This window comes from Geodermatophilus sp. SYSU D00965, assembly GCF_054050075.1.
The window spans coordinates 240,702-255,970 of sequence record NZ_JBJGYQ010000001.1 but is presented as its reverse complement, the minus strand read 5'-3'; the positions used below and the strand labels follow the sequence as shown (position 1 = coordinate 255,970).

Annotated in this window: 14 protein-coding genes; 10 read left to right on the top strand and 4 right to left on the bottom strand. The window is 73.9% G+C overall.

Annotation, left to right across the window (positions count from 1 at the left end; translation table 11 throughout):
* Positions 1 to 5 precede the first annotated feature (5 nt).
* The 3 genes from paaZ to paaK all read right to left on the bottom strand — a co-directional run bounded on the left by paaZ (position 6) and on the right by paaK (position 4,152).
* Positions 6 to 2,054 (bottom strand): phenylacetic acid degradation bifunctional protein PaaZ, encoded by a 2,049-nt coding sequence (gene paaZ / locus ACI789_RS01235; RefSeq protein WP_457006322.1) that lies wholly within the window; start codon positions 2,052 to 2,054, stop codon positions 6 to 8.
* Positions 2,055 to 2,136: 82 nt separating this feature from the next.
* Positions 2,137 to 2,751 (bottom strand): TetR/AcrR family transcriptional regulator, encoded by a 615-nt coding sequence (locus ACI789_RS01230; protein WP_457006321.1) that lies wholly within the window; start codon positions 2,749 to 2,751, stop codon positions 2,137 to 2,139.
* A 54-nt stretch (positions 2,752 to 2,805) separates the two neighbouring features.
* A complete protein-coding gene (paaK, locus tag ACI789_RS01225) occupies positions 2,806 to 4,152 on the bottom strand; it encodes a phenylacetate--CoA ligase PaaK (RefSeq protein ID WP_457006319.1) in 1,347 nt (448 codons plus the stop codon).
* Between the two features lie 230 nt (positions 4,153 to 4,382).
* On the opposite strand from paaK, the gene paaA reads away from it, so the two are divergent.
* The 9 genes from paaA to ACI789_RS01180 all read left to right on the top strand — a co-directional run bounded on the left by paaA (position 4,383) and on the right by ACI789_RS01180 (position 12,371).
* Entirely contained in the window at positions 4,383 to 5,345 is a 963-nt protein-coding gene (paaA, locus tag ACI789_RS01220) for a 1,2-phenylacetyl-CoA epoxidase subunit PaaA (RefSeq protein WP_457006318.1), read from the top strand.
* Complete coding sequence (gene paaB, locus ACI789_RS01215) at positions 5,342 to 5,704, top strand: 1,2-phenylacetyl-CoA epoxidase subunit PaaB (RefSeq protein ID WP_456919435.1); 363 nt, start codon at positions 5,342 to 5,344, stop codon at positions 5,702 to 5,704. The genes paaA and paaB overlap by 4 nt, the downstream gene beginning before the upstream one ends.
* A gap of 98 nt (positions 5,705 to 5,802) precedes the next feature.
* Positions 5,803 to 6,714, top strand: a complete 912-nt coding sequence (gene paaC / locus ACI789_RS01210) for a 1,2-phenylacetyl-CoA epoxidase subunit PaaC (protein ID WP_457006317.1) — start codon at positions 5,803 to 5,805, stop codon at positions 6,712 to 6,714.
* Positions 6,715 to 6,722: 8 nt separating this feature from the next.
* On the top strand, positions 6,723 to 7,229 hold the full coding sequence (gene paaD / locus ACI789_RS01205; RefSeq protein WP_457006316.1) for a 1,2-phenylacetyl-CoA epoxidase subunit PaaD: 507 nt from the start codon (positions 6,723 to 6,725) through the stop codon (positions 7,227 to 7,229).
* 3 nt (positions 7,230 to 7,232) lie between these two features.
* Entirely contained in the window at positions 7,233 to 8,309 is a 1,077-nt protein-coding gene (paaE, locus tag ACI789_RS01200; RefSeq protein WP_457006315.1) for a 1,2-phenylacetyl-CoA epoxidase subunit PaaE, read from the top strand.
* Positions 8,306 to 9,076 (top strand): enoyl-CoA hydratase-related protein, encoded by a 771-nt coding sequence (locus ACI789_RS01195; protein WP_457006314.1) that lies wholly within the window; start codon positions 8,306 to 8,308, stop codon positions 9,074 to 9,076. Before paaE ends, ACI789_RS01195 begins: the two co-directional genes overlap by 4 nt.
* Complete coding sequence (locus ACI789_RS01190; RefSeq protein WP_457006313.1) at positions 9,073 to 9,492, top strand: thioesterase family protein; 420 nt, start codon at positions 9,073 to 9,075, stop codon at positions 9,490 to 9,492. Before ACI789_RS01195 ends, ACI789_RS01190 begins: the two co-directional genes overlap by 4 nt.
* Positions 9,493 to 9,591: 99 nt before the next feature.
* Positions 9,592 to 10,977, top strand: a complete 1,386-nt coding sequence (locus tag ACI789_RS01185) for an MFS transporter (RefSeq protein WP_457006312.1) — start codon at positions 9,592 to 9,594, stop codon at positions 10,975 to 10,977.
* Complete coding sequence (locus ACI789_RS01180) at positions 10,974 to 12,371, top strand: amidase family protein (protein WP_457006311.1); 1,398 nt, start codon at positions 10,974 to 10,976, stop codon at positions 12,369 to 12,371. Before ACI789_RS01185 ends, ACI789_RS01180 begins: the two co-directional genes overlap by 4 nt.
* Here ACI789_RS01180 and ACI789_RS01175 read toward each other — a convergent pair.
* Positions 12,358 to 13,569 (bottom strand): cytochrome P450, encoded by a 1,212-nt coding sequence (locus ACI789_RS01175; RefSeq protein WP_456919442.1) that lies wholly within the window; start codon positions 13,567 to 13,569, stop codon positions 12,358 to 12,360. The two genes, ACI789_RS01180 and ACI789_RS01175, sit on opposite strands and share 14 nt — an antisense overlap.
* A gap of 307 nt (positions 13,570 to 13,876) precedes the next feature.
* On the opposite strand from ACI789_RS01175, the gene ACI789_RS01170 reads away from it, so the two are divergent.
* Entirely contained in the window at positions 13,877 to 15,241 is a 1,365-nt protein-coding gene (locus tag ACI789_RS01170; RefSeq protein WP_457006310.1) for a TrpB-like pyridoxal phosphate-dependent enzyme, read from the top strand.
* Positions 15,242 to 15,269: the final 28 nt, after the last annotated feature.

Genomic DNA, 15,269 nt, shown 5'->3' with positions numbered 1-15,269 from the left:
CCCGGTCAGGCGGTCGGCGGCCAGGTCTTGGCCACCATCGTGAGGACGTCGTAGGTCGCCACCGGCGCGCCCGCGGTGTCGACGACGACGGCGTCCCAGCGGACCTCGCCGTGGTCGGCGCCGCCGCGCGGGGTGATCTGCTTGCAGGTGAGCGTCACCGTGAGCTCCTCCCCCGGCTTGACCGGGGTGAGGAAGCGCAGGTTGTCGACCCCGTAGTTGGCCAGCACCGGACCGGGCGCCGGGTCGACGAACAGCCCCGCGGCCCAGGACACGATGAGGTAGCCGTGGGCCACCCGCCCGCCGAAGAGCGGGTTGGCCGCGGCGGCCGCCTCGTCCGTGTGCGCGTAGAAGGTGTCGCCGGTGAACTCGGCGAAGTGCTCGATGTCCTCCAGCGTCACCGCCCGCGGGCCGGCGGTCACCGAGTCCCCGATCCGCAGCTCGGCCAGCGACTTGCGGAACGGGTGGATGCCGTCGTCGGTCCGCCGGGCGCCGGTCACCCAGCGGCCGCCGACCGCGGTCAGCATGTCCGGCGAGGCCTGGACGGCGGTGCGCTGCATGTGGTGGAGCACGCCGCGGATGCCGCCGAGCTCCTCGCCGCCACCGGCGCGGCCGGGCCCGCCGTGCACGAGCACCGGCAGCGGGGACCCGTGGCCGGTGCTCTCCTCCGCGTCGTCCCGGTCGAGCACCAGGATCCGGCCGTGCGCGTGCGCGGCGCCCACCACGAACTCCCGCGCGAACTGCTCGTCGTGGGTGACGACCGAGCCGACCAGGCTGCCCTGCCCGCGGGCGGCCAGCTCCACCGCCTGCGCCACGCCGTCGTAGGGCAGGACGGTGCTGACCGGGCCGAACGCCTCCACGTCGTGCGGCTCGGCGGCGGCCGGGTCGTCGCAGCGCAGCAGCATCGGGGGCAGGAACGCGCCGCGGTCGCGGTCGGCGCCGACCACCTCGAAGTGCTCCGGGTCGCCGGCGACCAGCTCGGCGACGCCACGCAGCGCCTTGAGCGAGCGGAGCACCTCCTCGCGCTGGTCGAGGCTGGCCAGCGCGCCCATCTGCACCCCCTCGGCGCCGGGTGCCCCGACGACCACCTGCGCCAGCCGCTCGCGGGTGGCCTCGACGACGTCGTCCACCACGTCGCGCGGCACGAACGCCCGGCGGATCGCGGTGCACTTCTGGCCGGCCTTCACCGTCATCTCGGTGACCAGCTGCGCCACGAACAGCTCGAACTCCGGGGTGCCCGGGCCGGCGTCGGGGCCGAGCACCGAGCAGTTGAGCGAGTCGGCCTCGGCGTTGAACCGCACCGAGTGGGCGACCACCGCCGGGGAGCTGCGCAGCTTGCGGGCGGTCGCGGCCGAGCCGGTGAAGGACACCAGGTCCTGACCGGCCAGGCCGTCGAGGAGCCCGGCGGCGCTGCCGGCGAGCAGCTGGACCGAGCCCTCGGGCAGCAGGCCGGACTCGACGATCTCCCGGAACACCGCCGCGGTGACGTAGGCGGTCTGGCTGGCCGGCTTGACGACGGTCGGGACACCGGCGAGGAAGGCCGGCGCCAGCTTCTCCAGGAACCCCCACACCGGGAAGTTGAAGGCGTTGACCTGCACCGCGACCCCGCGCAGCGGGGTGTAGAGGTGCTGACCGGCGAAGGTGCCGCGCCTGCCCAGCGGCTCGACCGGCCCGTCGAGGACGACGGTGTCGTCGGGCAGCTCGCGGCGGCCCTTGGACGCGTAGGACAGCAGCGTGCCGAACCCGCCGTCGACGTCGACCGCACTGTCCCGGTCGGTGGCGCCGGTGCGGCGGGACAGCGCGTAGAACTCGTCCTTGCCGGCCATGAGCTTCAGGCCCAGCTGCTTGAGCAGGCCGGCCCGCTGGTGGAAGGTCAGCTCGCGCAGTGCCGGCCCGCCGACGGTGCGGGCGTGGTCGAGCATCGCGGGGACGTCCAGGCCGGTGCTGCTGACCCGGACGACGGTCTCCCCGGTGACGGCGTCGGCGATCGGCGTGCCCTCGTCGGGGGCGGCGTACCACCGGCCGGCGACGTAGCTCTCGAGCAGAGGTGCGGTCATGGCGGACTCCCTGGTTCGGTCGGTCCCCGCGGGGACCGGCGCGGTGTTCCCGTCGGTCCCCGCGGGGACCGACGGAGGTGGCTCAGGACGGCCGGGCGCGCAGGCCCTGGAAGGTCGTGGTGACGAGGGCGTCGGCGAGGGCGTCGGGCGTCAGGCCGCCGTCGGGCCGGTACCACTCGGTGAGGGAGTTGACGGTGCCGAACAGCAGCCGGCTGGTGACGGCGGGGTCGACGTCGGGGCGCACGTCGCCCTCGTCCTCGGCGGCCCGCACCAGGTCGGTGACGATGCGGTCGAACTCGCGGCGCCGGGCGAGCGCGGCCTCCTCGACCGGGGAGTTGCCGCGCACCCGCAGCAGCAGGGTGACGAACGGCAGCTCCGCCGCGAGGACGTGGACCGACCCGCGGACGACGTGCTCGAGCCGGTCGATGGCCGCACCGGTCGTCGCGCCGGGCTCCTCGGTGACGGCGAACAGCGCGTCCAGGGCCCGGTCGAGGGCCAGCCGGAGCAGCTCGACCTTGCTCGCGACGTGGTGGTAGATCGCCGACTTGGTGATGCCCAGCCGCGTGGCGAGCTCGTCCATGCTCGTGGCGTCGTAGCCGCGCTCGTTGAACACCGCGACGGCGGTGTCGAGCAGCGTGTCGAGCGAGTGCCCGGGGCGGCCGCGCCGCACCCGGGCCGGATCAGCGGTCGACGTCACGCCCCACCCCTCTGATCGGGTCACTCCCTGTCGGCTCCGCCCTCACTGCGATGCTCACGCCCCTGTCCGCTCCCGGTTGTCGTACAGCCGCTTGAGCTTCCCGACCGACCGGGCGAGGGTCTCCGGGTCGACGACGAGCACCTCGATGCTGCAGCCGACGACGTCCTTGACGCCCTTCGCCACCTCCGCGCCGGCCGCCTCCCGCCGCTCCGGCGGGCAGTCGGGCCGCGCTTCGATGCGGCAGATCAGGTGGTCCATCCGGCCGCGCGTGACGAGCTCCAGGGCGAAGTGCGGCGACAGCCCCGGGGTGCGCAGCACGATCTCCTCGATCTGGGTCGGGAAGAGGTTCACCCCGCGCAGGATGATCATGTCGTCGGTGCGGCCGGTGATCTTCTCCATCCGGCGCATGCCGGGGCGGGCGGTGCCGGGCAGCAGCCGGGTGAGGTCGCGGGTCCGGTAGCGGATGACCGGCATGGCCTGCTTGGTCAGCGAGGTGAACACCAGCTCGCCCTGCTCGCCCTCGGGCAGCACCTCACCGGTCAGCGGGTCGATGACCTCCGGGTAGAAGTGGTCCTCCCAGACGTGCAGGCCGTCCTTGGTCTCCACGCACTCCTGGGCCACGCCCGGCCCAATGACCTCGGACAGGCCGTAGATGTCGACGGCGTGGATGCCGGCGCGCTCCTCCATCTCGCGGCGCATCTGCTCGGTCCAGGGCTCGGCGCCGAAGATGCCGATCTCCAGGGAGCTCTCCCGCGGGTCCACGCCCTGCTTCTCGAACTCGTCGATGACGGTGAGCATGTAGGAGGGCGTCACCATGATCACCCGCGGCTCGAAGTCGCGGATCAGCTGCACCTGCCGCGGCGTCATGCCGCCCGAGACCGGGATGACGGTGCAGCCCAGCTTCTCCGCGCCGTAGTGGGCGCCGAGCCCGCCGGTGAACAGGCCGTAGCCGTAGGCGTTGTGCAGCTTGTCCCCCGGCCGCCCGCCGGCCGCCCGGATCGAGCGGGCCATGACCGTGGCCCAGGTGTCGATGTCGGCCTCGGTGTAGCCGACGACGGTGGGCCGGCCGGTGGTGCCCGAGGAGGCGTGCACCCGCCGGACCCGCTCCTGGGGGACGGCGAACATGCCGAAGGGGTAGTTCTCGCGGAGGTCGGCCTTGCTGGTGGTCGGGAACCTCGCCAGGTCGGCCAGCTCGCGGCAGTCGTCGGGGTGCACCCCGGCCTCGTCGAAGGCCCGCCGGTAGTGCGGCACGTTCTCGTAGGCGTGCCGCAGCGTCCACCGCAGCCGCTCCAGCTGCAGGGCGCGCAGCTCGTCGACCCCCATCCGCTCCGCGGGGTCGAGCAGGCCCGGGTCGGGCGCCGACCCCAGGCGTCGGGACGTCTCGCTGGTCGTGGCGGTCATGGCGGGGGCCTCCGTGGTCCTGAGCGTCGTCGCCGGACGGTCGATCGGTCGGCACCGGACAGCGAAATACCGACCGGATGGTCAGGTAATCAACTCCTCGGCGCACGCACTGTCAAGCCCCGCGAGGAACTTCCCGGCGCAGGGTTGTGCGCCCCGTCGCGGTCGTGCAAACTCATTACCGACCGTCCGGTCAGTAAATGACCTCCCGCCGTCGCGAACGAGGGAACGAGATGTCCGCGCCCACCCTGGAACGGCCGGCCGACGAGGCCGCCCTGCAGGAGCACTTCGACGCCACGATCGCCGCCGAGCACCGCATCGAGCCGCGTGACTGGATGCCCGAGGGCTACCGCAAGACGCTCATCCGGCAGATCGCGCAGCACGCGCACTCCGAGATCATCGGGATGCAGCCCGAGGGCGACTGGCTGCTGGCCGCGCCGAGCCTGCGGCGCAAGGCGATCCTGCTGGCCAAGGTGCAGGACGAGGCCGGCCACGGCATGTACCTGTACTCCGCGGCCGAGACCCTCGGCGCCGACCGGGCCGACCTCACCGACAAGCTGATCGAGCGCAAGCAGAAGTACAGCTCGATCTTCAACTACCCGACGCTCACCTACGCCGACGTCGGCGTCATCGGCTGGCTGGTCGACGGCGCGGCGATCTGCAACCAGGTGCCGCTGTGCCGCTCCTCCTACGGGCCCTACGCCCGGGCGATGATCCGGATCTGCAAGGAGGAGTCGTTCCACCAGCGGCAGGGCTACGAGCTGCTGATGACGATGATGCGCGGCACCCCCGAGCAGCGGGCGATGGTGCAGGACGCCGTCGACCGCTGGTGGTGGCCGTCGCTGATGATGTTCGGCCCTCCGGACGACGACAGCCCGAACTCGGCGCAGTCGATGGCGTGGGGCATCAAGCGGCACAGCAACGACGAGCTGCGCCAGCGCTTCGTCGACATGACCGTGCCGCAGGCGGAGTTCCTCGGCGTCACGCTGCCCGACCCCGAGCTGTCCCTGGACCCGGAGACCGGCCAGCACCGGTTCGGCCGGATCGACTGGGAGGAGTTCAAGCGGGTCGTCTCCGGCGGCGGCCCGATGAACGACGTCCGGATCGCCCGCCGCCGGGCCGCCCGCGACGACAACGCCTGGGTGACCGAGGCGGCCACCGCGTACGCCGCCAAGCACGAGGGAGCGCGGGCATGAGCCTCACCAGCGAGGGCGGCCACGGCGCGGTCCCCACCGGGCCCGAGGTGCCGGTCGAGCCCAAGCCGGCCGCGAGCCGGCGGGACTGGCCGCTCTACGAGGTCTTCGTGCGCGGCAAGCGCGGCATCAACCACGTGCACGTGGGGTCGCTGCACGCCCCGGACGACGAGATGGCCGTGCACGCGGCGCGCGACCTGTACACCCGCCGCAACGAGGGCGTGAGCATCTGGGTGGTCAAGGCCGCCGACATCACCGCGTCCAGCCCCGACGAGAAGGACCCGATGTTCGCCCCGAGCGGCGACAAGGTCTACCGCCACCCGACGTTCTACGAGATCCCGGAGAACGTCCCCCACATGTGAAGGACCCCCTCCCCGGGCCCACCACCGCTCGTTGCTCGCGGCGGCGAGGCCCGGGGAGGGGGCCACCGCCGTCCGTCATCCAGGCAAGGAGCCGTTGCGTGGCGCACGAAGAGACCGTGTACGAGGCGCTGGACCACGCCCACGGGGGCGAGGGGCACTGGGCGTTCGGCACCGGGTTCGACGAGCCGCTGGCCGGGGTCGACACGACCGTCCCCGACGGCATCGACCCGGCCGACCTCGGCGAGTACTGCCTGATGCTGGGCGACGACGCCCTCGTGCTGGCCCAGCGGCTGACCCAGTGGGTCACCGCCGCGCCGGAGCTCGAGGAGGAGGTGGCGATCGCCAACGTCGCCCTCGACCTGCTCGGCCAGGCCCGGCTGCTGCTGGCCCGCGCCGGGTCGGTGGGCGTGCTCGGCCGCTCGCGCGAGCGCGCCACGGAGAGCATCCCCGACGAGGACGCCCTGGCCTACTTCCGCGACCCCCACGAGTTCCGCAACACCGGCCTGGTCGAGGCGCCGAACGGCGACTTCGCGCAGACGATCGTCCGGCTGCTGGTGGCCGCCACCGTGCGGCTCGCGGTGTTCGCCCGGCTGCGGGAGTCGCGCGACCCGGTGGTCGCCGCCATCGCCGCCAAGGGCGTCAACGAGCTGGCCTACCACCGCGACCACGCCGCGCGCTGGGTGCTCCGGCTCGGCGACGGCACCGAGGAGTCGCACCGGCGCGCGCAGGCGGGCGTCGACGCCGTCTGGCCGCTGCTGGACGACGTCTTCACCGCCACCGAGGTCGAGGCGCGGCTCACCGCGGCCGGCGTCGCCGTCGACCCGGCCGACGTCCGCGAGGAGGTCGTCTCGGTGCTCACGCAGGTCCTCGAGCGGGCCACGCTGCGGGTGCCCGCCTGGCCGGCCGACGCCGCGCCCCGCGGCCGCACCGGCGAGCACACGGCCGAGATGACCGAGCTGCTGGCCACCCTGCAGGGGCTGGCCCGGCAGCACCCGGCGGCCACCTGGTGAGGGCAGAGATGGCCATTCCTGCCCTCACGGACCCGCGGGACGTGGCCGAGACGGTCACCGACCCCGAGCTGCCGATGCTGACCCTCGCCGACCTGGGCGTCCTCCGCGACGTCCGGGTCGAGGACGGCACGGTCGTCGTCGACATCACCCCGACGTACTCGGGCTGCCCGGCGATGGGGGTCATGCGGGCCGACCTGCTGCACGCCCTGCACCGCGCGGGGTTCGCCGACGTCGAGGTGCGCACCGTCCTCTCCCCCGCCTGGAGCACCGACTGGATCAGCGAGGAGGGCCGCCGCAAGCTCGCCGCCGGCGGCATCGCCCCGCCGGGGAAGGCGCCCGTCCGCCCCGCCGGCCCGGTGCCGCTGCAGCTGGGACCGACCCGCCGCACCGCGGCCTGCCCGGTGTGCGGCTCGCCCGACACCGAGGAGCTCAGCGAGTTCAGCGCCACCGCCTGCAAGGCCCTGCGCCGCTGCCGCAGCTGCCGGGAGCCCTTCGAGCACGTCAAGGAGATCTGACCCGTGACCGCGAGCACCCGCCGCCGGCCGCAGTTCCACCCGCTCAAGGTGGCCCGCGTCGAGCAGCTCACCGACGACGCCGTCGCGGTGACCTTCGACGTCCCGCCCGAGCTGGCCGAGGACTACGTCTTCAAGCCCGGCCAGGCGCTCACCCTGCGCCGGGTGGACGGCGATCGCGACGAGCGCCGCTCGTACTCGATCTGCGCGCCGGTGGGCGCCGCGCCGCGGGTCGGCGTCCGCGAGGTGCCCGGCGGCTTCTTCTCCTCCTACCTGGTGCACTCGGTGCGCCCGGGCGACGAGATCGAGGTGTTGCCGCCGTCGGGCACCTTCACCGCCGACCTGTCGGTGCCCGCCGACCACGTGTTCGTCGTCGCCGGCTCCGGCATCACCCCGGCGCTGTCGCTGGCCGCCAGCGTGCTGCGCGACGGGGAGTCGACAGTGACCGTCTTCTACGGCAACCGGCGCACCAACACCGTCATGTTCGCCGACGAGCTGGCCGACCTGAAGGACCGCTACGGCACCCGGCTGCAGCTGGTGCACGTCCTCTCCCGCGAGCCGCGGGACGCCGAGGTGACCAGCGGCCGGCTCGACGGCGCCCGGCTGCGCACGCTGATCGACAACCTGGTCGACGCCGAGCACGTCGACCACTGGTGGCTGTGCGGCCCGCACGGGATGGTCGGCGACGCCCGCGCGCTGCTGACCGAGCTCGGCGTCCCGGCCGAGAAGGTGCACCAGGAGCTGTTCTACGTCGACGACGTCCCGCCGCAGCCGGTCCGCGGGGACGACGCGACCGTGACCGGGCCGAGCAGCGAGGTCACCGTCGTCCTCGACGGCCGCACGACCACCATGACGCTGCCGCGGGACGTGCCGGTCCTCGACTCCGCGCAGCGGGTGCGCGGCGACCTCCCCTTCGCCTGCAAGGGCGGGGTCTGCGGCACCTGCCGGGCGCGGGTCACCGCGGGTGAGGTGGAGATGCGGCGCAACTACGCCCTCGAGCCGAAGGAGGTCGAGGCGGGCTACGTGCTGACCTGCCAGTCGGTGCCGGTGACCGACGACGTGACCGTGGACTTCGACGCGTGAGCACCGAGCCGGTCCTGCGGGTCGGGGTGCGCAGCGGCGTCGCCACCCTCACCCTCGACTCCCCCGCCAACCGCAACGCCCTCTCCCGGGCGATGCGCGCGCAGCTGCGCGACGCCCTGGCCGCCGCGCGGGCCGACGACGCGGTCCGCGTGGTCGTCCTCGACCACACCGGCCGGGTCTTCTGCTCGGGCATGGACCTGGCCGAGGCCGCCGGAGGGGCCGCGGAGGACCAGGGGGTCAACGAGTTCCCGGCACTGCTGGAGACGATCTGGGACTTCCCCAAGCCCGTGGTGGCGGCCGTCCGCGGGCCCGCCCGGGCCGGCGGCGTGGGCCTGCTGGCCGCCTGCGACGTGGTGGTCGCCGCGACCTCGGCGACCTTCGCGTTCACCGAGGTCCGGGTGGGCGTGGTGCCGGCGGTCATCTCGGCGGTCTGCCTGCCGCGGATGCTGCCGAACGTGGCCCACCGGCTGATGCTGACCGGCGAGGTGTTCGAGGCCCCGGCAGCGCTGGCCGGTGGGCTGGTGGACCTGGGCGTCCCGGACGACGAGGTGGACGCCTGCGTGGCCGCGCAGGTCGATGCCCTGGGCCGCGGCGCGCCGTCCGCCCTGGCCGAGACCAAGCGCCTGCTGCGTGCCCGTTCAGGTCCGCTGGGCGAGCGGTTCCCCGAGCTGCTGGCGCTGTCCGCGCGGTTCTTCGCGAGCGAGGAGGGCCAGGAGGGCATCGCCGCCTTCCGCGAGAAGCGCCCCGCGCGCTGGGTGCCGGCGTGAGACCCGTCGCCGTCGGGGCCGCCGCGGACCTCGACGTCGTCGTGACGCCGGAGATGACCGTCCGGTTCGACGAGCTCGGCCCGGTGCACCCGGTCTACGCGACCTACACGATGGCCAAGCACTTCGAGGAGGCCGGGCGCAAGCTCCTGCTGCGCCACCTCGAGCCGGGCGAGGCCGGGATCGGGCGGTCGGTGTCGGTCGAGCACCTGGCCCCGGCCTGGGTCGGCGACCCGATCCGGGTGACGGCCCGCTGCGTCGAGGTGCGCGGCAACCGGCTGACCTGCGAGTGCACCGCCGTCGACGCCGGCGGCCGCGAGCTCGGCCGTGGCACGACCGTCCAGGTGGTGCTCCCCGAGGAGGCGCTGGCGGCGCGCATCGGCGAGCAGGCCGCGGCCCGGGCGGCCGGGGACCGTTAGTTCGGGCACGCATCGTTGTGTCCTGGACCACACCCCCGCTACAGTTCCGCCGGTAATAACTGACCGCTCGGTCAGTATCGAGCCCCAGGGGGACGACGGATGGCCACGACCGACACGGCACGGCGACCGCGCGAACGGCTGACCACCGAGGAGCGCAAGGTCCTCGCGGGCACCCTCGCCGGCACCACCATCGAGTGGTACGACTTCTTCATCTACGCCCAGGCCGCCGGGCTGGTCCTGGCGCCGCTGTTCCTCTCCCCGGTCAGCGAGGACTCCCCGGGCCTGGCCACGGTCCTCTCGCTGGCCACCATCGGCATCAGCTTCCTGTTCCGCCCGCTCGGCGCGATCGTCGCCGGCCGGTTCGGCGACCGGCTGGGCCGCAAGCGGATGCTGGTCTTCACGCTGCTGCTGATGGGCGCCTCCACGGCGCTGATCGGCCTGCTGCCCACCTACGAGCAGATCGGCCTGGCCGCGCCGGCGGTCCTGATCCTGCTGCGGGTGCTGCAGGGCTTCTCCGCCGGCGGCGAGTGGGGCGGCGCGGCGCTGATGTCGGTGGAGCACGCCCCGGTCAACCGCCGCGGCCTGTTCGGCGCCTACCCGCAGATCGGCGTCCCGATCGGGATGATCCTGGCGACCGGCGTGCTGTACCTCATCTCCACCGTCACGACCCCCGAGCAGTTCGCGTCCTGGGGCTGGCGCATCCCGTTCCTGCTGTCGGTCGTGCTGATCGTCATCGGCTACCTGATCCGGCGGGCCGTCGACGAGAGCCCGGTCTTCCAGGAGATGCGGCTGCGGAAGAAGGAGTCGTCGGCGCCGCTGCGCGACCTGTTCCGGAGGAACACCAAGCAGGTCGTCCTCACCGCGCTGATCTTCGTCGCGAACAACGCCGCGGGGTACCTGCTGATCGCCTTCTTCATCGCCTACGCCACCACGGCGCTGGGGATGGCGCGCACCTCGGTGCTGCTGGCGACCACGCTCGCCTCGTTCGGCTGGCTGGTCTTCACGCTCTACGGCGGCGCCCTCTCCGACCGGATCGGCCGGGTGCGCACCTTCCAGATCGGCTACGCCCTGGTGTTCGTCTGGATGATCCCGCTGTTCCTGCTCATCGACACCGGCGACATCTGGCTCTACGGCGTCGCGCTGCTGGTGCTGACCGTCGGGCTGGGCCTGTCGTACGGCCCGATGTCGGCCATGTACGCGGAGATGTTCCCGGTCGCCGTCCGGTACTCGGGGATCTCCATCGGCTACGCCCTCGGCGCGATCCTCGGCGGCGCCTTCGCCCCGATGATCGCCGAGCTGCTCATCCAGACCACCGGCTGGTCGGGGTCGATCGGGATCTACATCATGGCGCTCTGCGTCGTCTCGCTGGTCGCGGTGACCGTTGCCGGGGAGACCCGGGGCAACAACCTGCGGGTGACCGAGGCCCACGAGCAGTACCTCCGCGAGCACCCGGAGGTGGCCCGCGAGCTGGGTCAGCGGCCGTGATCCCGACCGGGGACGGCGCGACGGCGGTGCCGCCGACGGGGCTCGACGGCGTCCGGTCGCGCATCGCGGCGTCGTCCGCCGAGGAGGTGCTCGCCGCGAGCCGGGCACGGGCGCGGGAGGTCGCCGACCTGGGCGCCTTCACCACCCTGGCCGACCGTCCGCAGGCCGGGCCCGGGCCGCTCTCCGGCGTCCCCCTCGCGGTGAAGGACAACCTCGACACCCGCGACCTGCCCACCAGCGGCGGCACCCCGGCGCTGCGCGGCTCCCGGCCCGGCCGCGACCAGCACGCGGTCGAGCGGCTGCGCGCGGCCGGCGCCGCGGTGGTCGGCAAGACCAACCTGCACGAGCTGGCCCTGGGCATCACCAGCAACAACGCCGCGTTCGGCCCGGTGCGCAACCCGTACGACCCCAGCCGCTCGGCCGGGGGCTCCTCCGGCGGCTCGGCGGTCGCCGTGGCCACCGGCGTCGTCCCCATCGCCCTGGGCACCGACACCGGCGGGTCGGTGCGGGTGCCGGCGGCGCACTGCGGCCTGGTCGGCTTCCGGCCGACGGTCGGGCGCTGGGGCACCGGGCGAACGGTGCCGATCTCGAGCACCCGGGACACCGCCGGCGTGCTGGCCACCCGGGTGGCCGACGTGGTGGTCGTGGACGAGCTGGTCACCGGGGAGACCGCGGTCCCCGGCGGCGAGCGGCCGCTGCGGCTCGGCGTCCCCCGGGCCGGCTTCTACGACGACCTGCACCCCGAGGTCGCCGGGACCGTGGCCCGCGCGCTCGACCGGCTCGCCGACGCCGGCGTCGAGCTGGTCGAGGTCCGGGTGGCCGACGCGCACGCACTGGACGCCGAGTGCGGCTTCCCGATCGTGTTCTTCGAGGTCGCCCGCGAGCTGCCCGCCTACCTCGCCACGCTGCCCGGACCGGAGCGCCGGCTGAGCCTGGCCGACGTGATCGCGCAGGTGGCCTCCCCCGACGTCCGGGGCGCGCTGGAGCTGGCCGCCTCGGGCTCGGTCACCGACGAGGTCTACCGGGCCAACCTCGCCGTCCGGGACCGGCTGCGCAGCGCCTACACCGCCGCCCTCCACCCCGCGGACGGCGGGCGGCTGGACGCGCTCGTCTACCCGACCGTCCCGCTACCCGCCCCGCCGGTCGGGGACGACGACACCACCGAGCTGAACGGGCGGCAGGTGCCGGTCTTCCTGACCACGATCCGCAACACCGGGCCGGGGTCGACCGCCGGGATGCCCGCGATCACCCTGCCGGCCGGCGCGACCGCCGCCGGCCTGCCGATCGGGATCTCCCTGGAGTCCCTGCCCGGGGAGGACGGCGCGCTGCTCGCGGCGGCCGGCCGGGTGGAGGCCCTCCTGGCGGCCGGCCCTCGACCGGTCAGGCCCGGGTGACCGTCACCGGCACGCTCGCCCAGCCCTTGAGCGTGTTGTTCAGCTTCGGCGTGGGCTCCCCGGCCGGCTCGAGGGTGCGGGCGCGCTGCGCCAGGGCGGTCAGCACCAGCTCGGTCTCGAGGCGGGCGACCGGCTGGCCGACGCACTGGTGGATGCCCATGCCGAAGGCGACGTGCCCGGCGGTCCGGCGGTTGAGGTCGAGCACCTCGGAGTCCTCGCCCCAGTGGCGGGGGTCGCGGTTGGCCGAGCCGAGGAACAGCAGCACCTTGGTGCCCTCGGGGATGTGCGTGCCGGCGACCTCGACGTCGCGGGAGGTGGTGCGGAAGAACGTCTGCACCGGCGACTCCCAGCGCAACGCCTCGTCGTAGGCGAACTTGGCCTTGGCCGGCTGCGCGTGCAGCTGGGCCCACTGCTCGGGGTGCCGCGACAGCCCGTAGACGGTGTTGGCGATGCCGTAGACGGTGGTGTCCACCCCGGCGGTCAGCAGCGAGCGGACCAGCATCGGCGCCTGCTCGTGGGTGATCTCGCCGCGGTCGGCGGCCGCCCAGATCTGCGCGCCGAACCCGTCGGGCGCCAGGTTCTCCCGCTGGCACTGCTCCCAGATCCAGGCCTGCACCGGCGCCGCGGTGGCCAGGGCGTTGCGGCGCAGCTCGTTGTCCGGACCGAAGGCGTTGAACGCCAGCCCGCCGTAGGGCAGCAGGTTCTCCCGACCCTCCTCGGGCAGGCCCATGGCGTCCGGGAAGACCCGCAGCGGGTAGACCTCGGCCAGGTCGGTCACCGCGTCGAAGGTGCCCTGCTCGACCAGCCGCTCGGCGATCTCGGCCGCGGGGGCGGCGAACCGCTCGCGCAGCGCCCGCATGCTCCGCGGGGAGATCACGCCGTTCATCGCCGTCCGGACGACGGTGTGGTCCGGCGGGTCGGCCTCCAGCAGCAGGCTCGGCGGCCGCCAGGGCTTCTCCTTGGCGAAGTCGGCCAGGCCGGCGCCGCGGCTGGAGACGAAGGTCTCCCAGTCCCGCAGCGACGCGGAGACCTCGTCGAACCGGCCCATCGCGTAGATGCCGTAGCGGGGCAGGAACACCACCGGCCCGGCGTCGCGCAGCCGGCGGTGGAAGTCGTAGGGGTCGGTCAGCACCTCGGTGCCGAACGGGTCGTCGTCCAGCACGGGGACGTCGGTGGCGGGCAGGCTGTCGACGGTCATCGGGGTTCTCCTGGAGCTCAGAGGTCGAGGACGAGACGGGGGCAGGCGGCCCGGGACACTCAGACCAGGGTGACCGCGCTCACCACCGCGTCCCACCGGACTCTCATCCAATGAGAAGTCGCGAGGTTGACGAGGGCTCCGGTTGCCCCGCTACGGTGACGGGCGTGAGCCGTTGCACGCGCTGGTGGGCGTGGTCGTCGAGGACGACCCCGGCCCGCTGACGCGCGCCCGGACCGTCCCCCCGCCGGACGGTCCGAGGTCCTCCCCTTCGGTCGGCCGGTGGGCCGTTCCTGGAGGAGAGCACCCGATGACGAGCACCGACGTCGGTGACCTGGACCGCGCCGTCCGTCCGCTGACCAAGGCCGTGCTGGCCGAGGCGGACCTGCCCACGCACTGGTACAACCTGGCCGCCGACCTCCCGGCGCCGATGCCGCCGTACCTGCACCCCGGCACCGGGGAGCCGCTGGCGCCCGACGACATGGCGCCGCTGTTCCCGGCCGCGCTGATCGAGCAGGAGATGACCGGTGAGCGGTTCGTGCCGATCCCCGAGCCGGTGCGGGAGGTGTACCGGCTGTGGCGGCCCTCGCCGCTCTACCGGGCGCACCGCCTGGAGCGGGCCCTGGAGACCCCGGCGCGGATCTACTACAAGTACGAGGGCGTCAGCCCCGTCGGCAGCCACAAGCCCAACACCGCGGTCGCGCAGGCGTACTACAACGCGGCCGAGGGCGTGCGGCGACTGACCACCGAGACCGGCGCCGGCCAGTGGGGCAGCGCGCTGTCGTTCGCCTGCTCGCTGTTCGGGATGCAGTGCGAGGTGTGGCAGGTGCGCGCCTCCTTCGACAGCAAGCCCTACCGGCGGATGCTCGTGCAGACCTTCGGCGGCGTCGTCCACCCCAGCCCCTCGGAGCTGACCGAGGCCGGCCGTGGCTTCCTCCAGCGCTTCCCCGGCACGACGGGCAGCCTGGGCATGGCGGTCAGCGAGGCGGTGGAGTCGGCGGCACCCGACCCCGAGGCCCGCTATGCGCTGGGCAGCGTGCTCAACCACGTGCTGCTGCACCAGACCGTCATCGGCGAGGAGGCGCTGCGGCAGCTGGAGCTGTTCGGGGAGGCGCAGGCCGACGTCGTCTTCGGCTGCGCAGGTGGCGGGTCGAACCTGGCCGGGCTGGCCTTCCCCTTCCTGCGCGGGAAGCTGGGCGGGCGCACCGGCACCCGGGTGGTGGCCGTCGAGCCGACGGCGTGCCCGTCGCTCACCCAGGGGCGGTACGAGTACGACCACGGCGACGTCGCGGGGCTCACCCCGCTGATGAAGATGCACACGCTGGGGCGGGACTTCGTGCCCGACCCGATCCACGCCGGCGGGCTGCGCTACCACGGGATGGCCCCGATGGTCAGCCACGCCGTCGAGCTCGGGCTGATCACCGCGCAGGCGGTCGACCAGCGCGAGGCGTTCGACGCCGGGGTGCTGTTCGCCCGCACCGAGGGGCTGGTCCCGGCGCCGGAGTCCTGCCACGCCATCGCCGGCACGATCGCCGAGGCCCGCCGTCGCGCGGGCACCGGCGAGGAGGGGGTGCTGGTCCTCGGGCTGTCCGGCAACGGGCAGCTGGACCTGCCGGCCTTCGCCGAGCACCTCACCGGCACCCCGGAGCCCACCGCCGGCGACCAGCCGTTCTGACCGCCGCTGCGCGGTCGGGCGGACCACC

Coding starts and splice junctions, on each gene's coding strand:
- paaZ (WP_457006322.1), bottom strand. CDS start 2,054: ATGACCGCACCTCTGCTCGAGAGCTACGTCGCCGGCCGGTGGTACGCC.
- paaK (WP_457006319.1), bottom strand. CDS start 4,152: ATGACCGCCACGACCAGCGAGACGTCCCGACGCCTGGGGTCGGCGCCC.
- paaA (WP_457006318.1), top strand. CDS start 4,383: ATGTCCGCGCCCACCCTGGAACGGCCGGCCGACGAGGCCGCCCTGCAG.
- paaB (WP_456919435.1), top strand. CDS start 5,342: ATGAGCCTCACCAGCGAGGGCGGCCACGGCGCGGTCCCCACCGGGCCC.
- paaD (WP_457006316.1), top strand. CDS start 6,723: ATGGCCATTCCTGCCCTCACGGACCCGCGGGACGTGGCCGAGACGGTC.
- ACI789_RS01185 (WP_457006312.1), top strand. CDS start 9,592: ATGGCCACGACCGACACGGCACGGCGACCGCGCGAACGGCTGACCACC.
- ACI789_RS01175 (WP_456919442.1), bottom strand. CDS start 13,569: ATGACCGTCGACAGCCTGCCCGCCACCGACGTCCCCGTGCTGGACGAC.
- ACI789_RS01170 (WP_457006310.1), top strand. CDS start 13,877: ATGACGAGCACCGACGTCGGTGACCTGGACCGCGCCGTCCGTCCGCTG.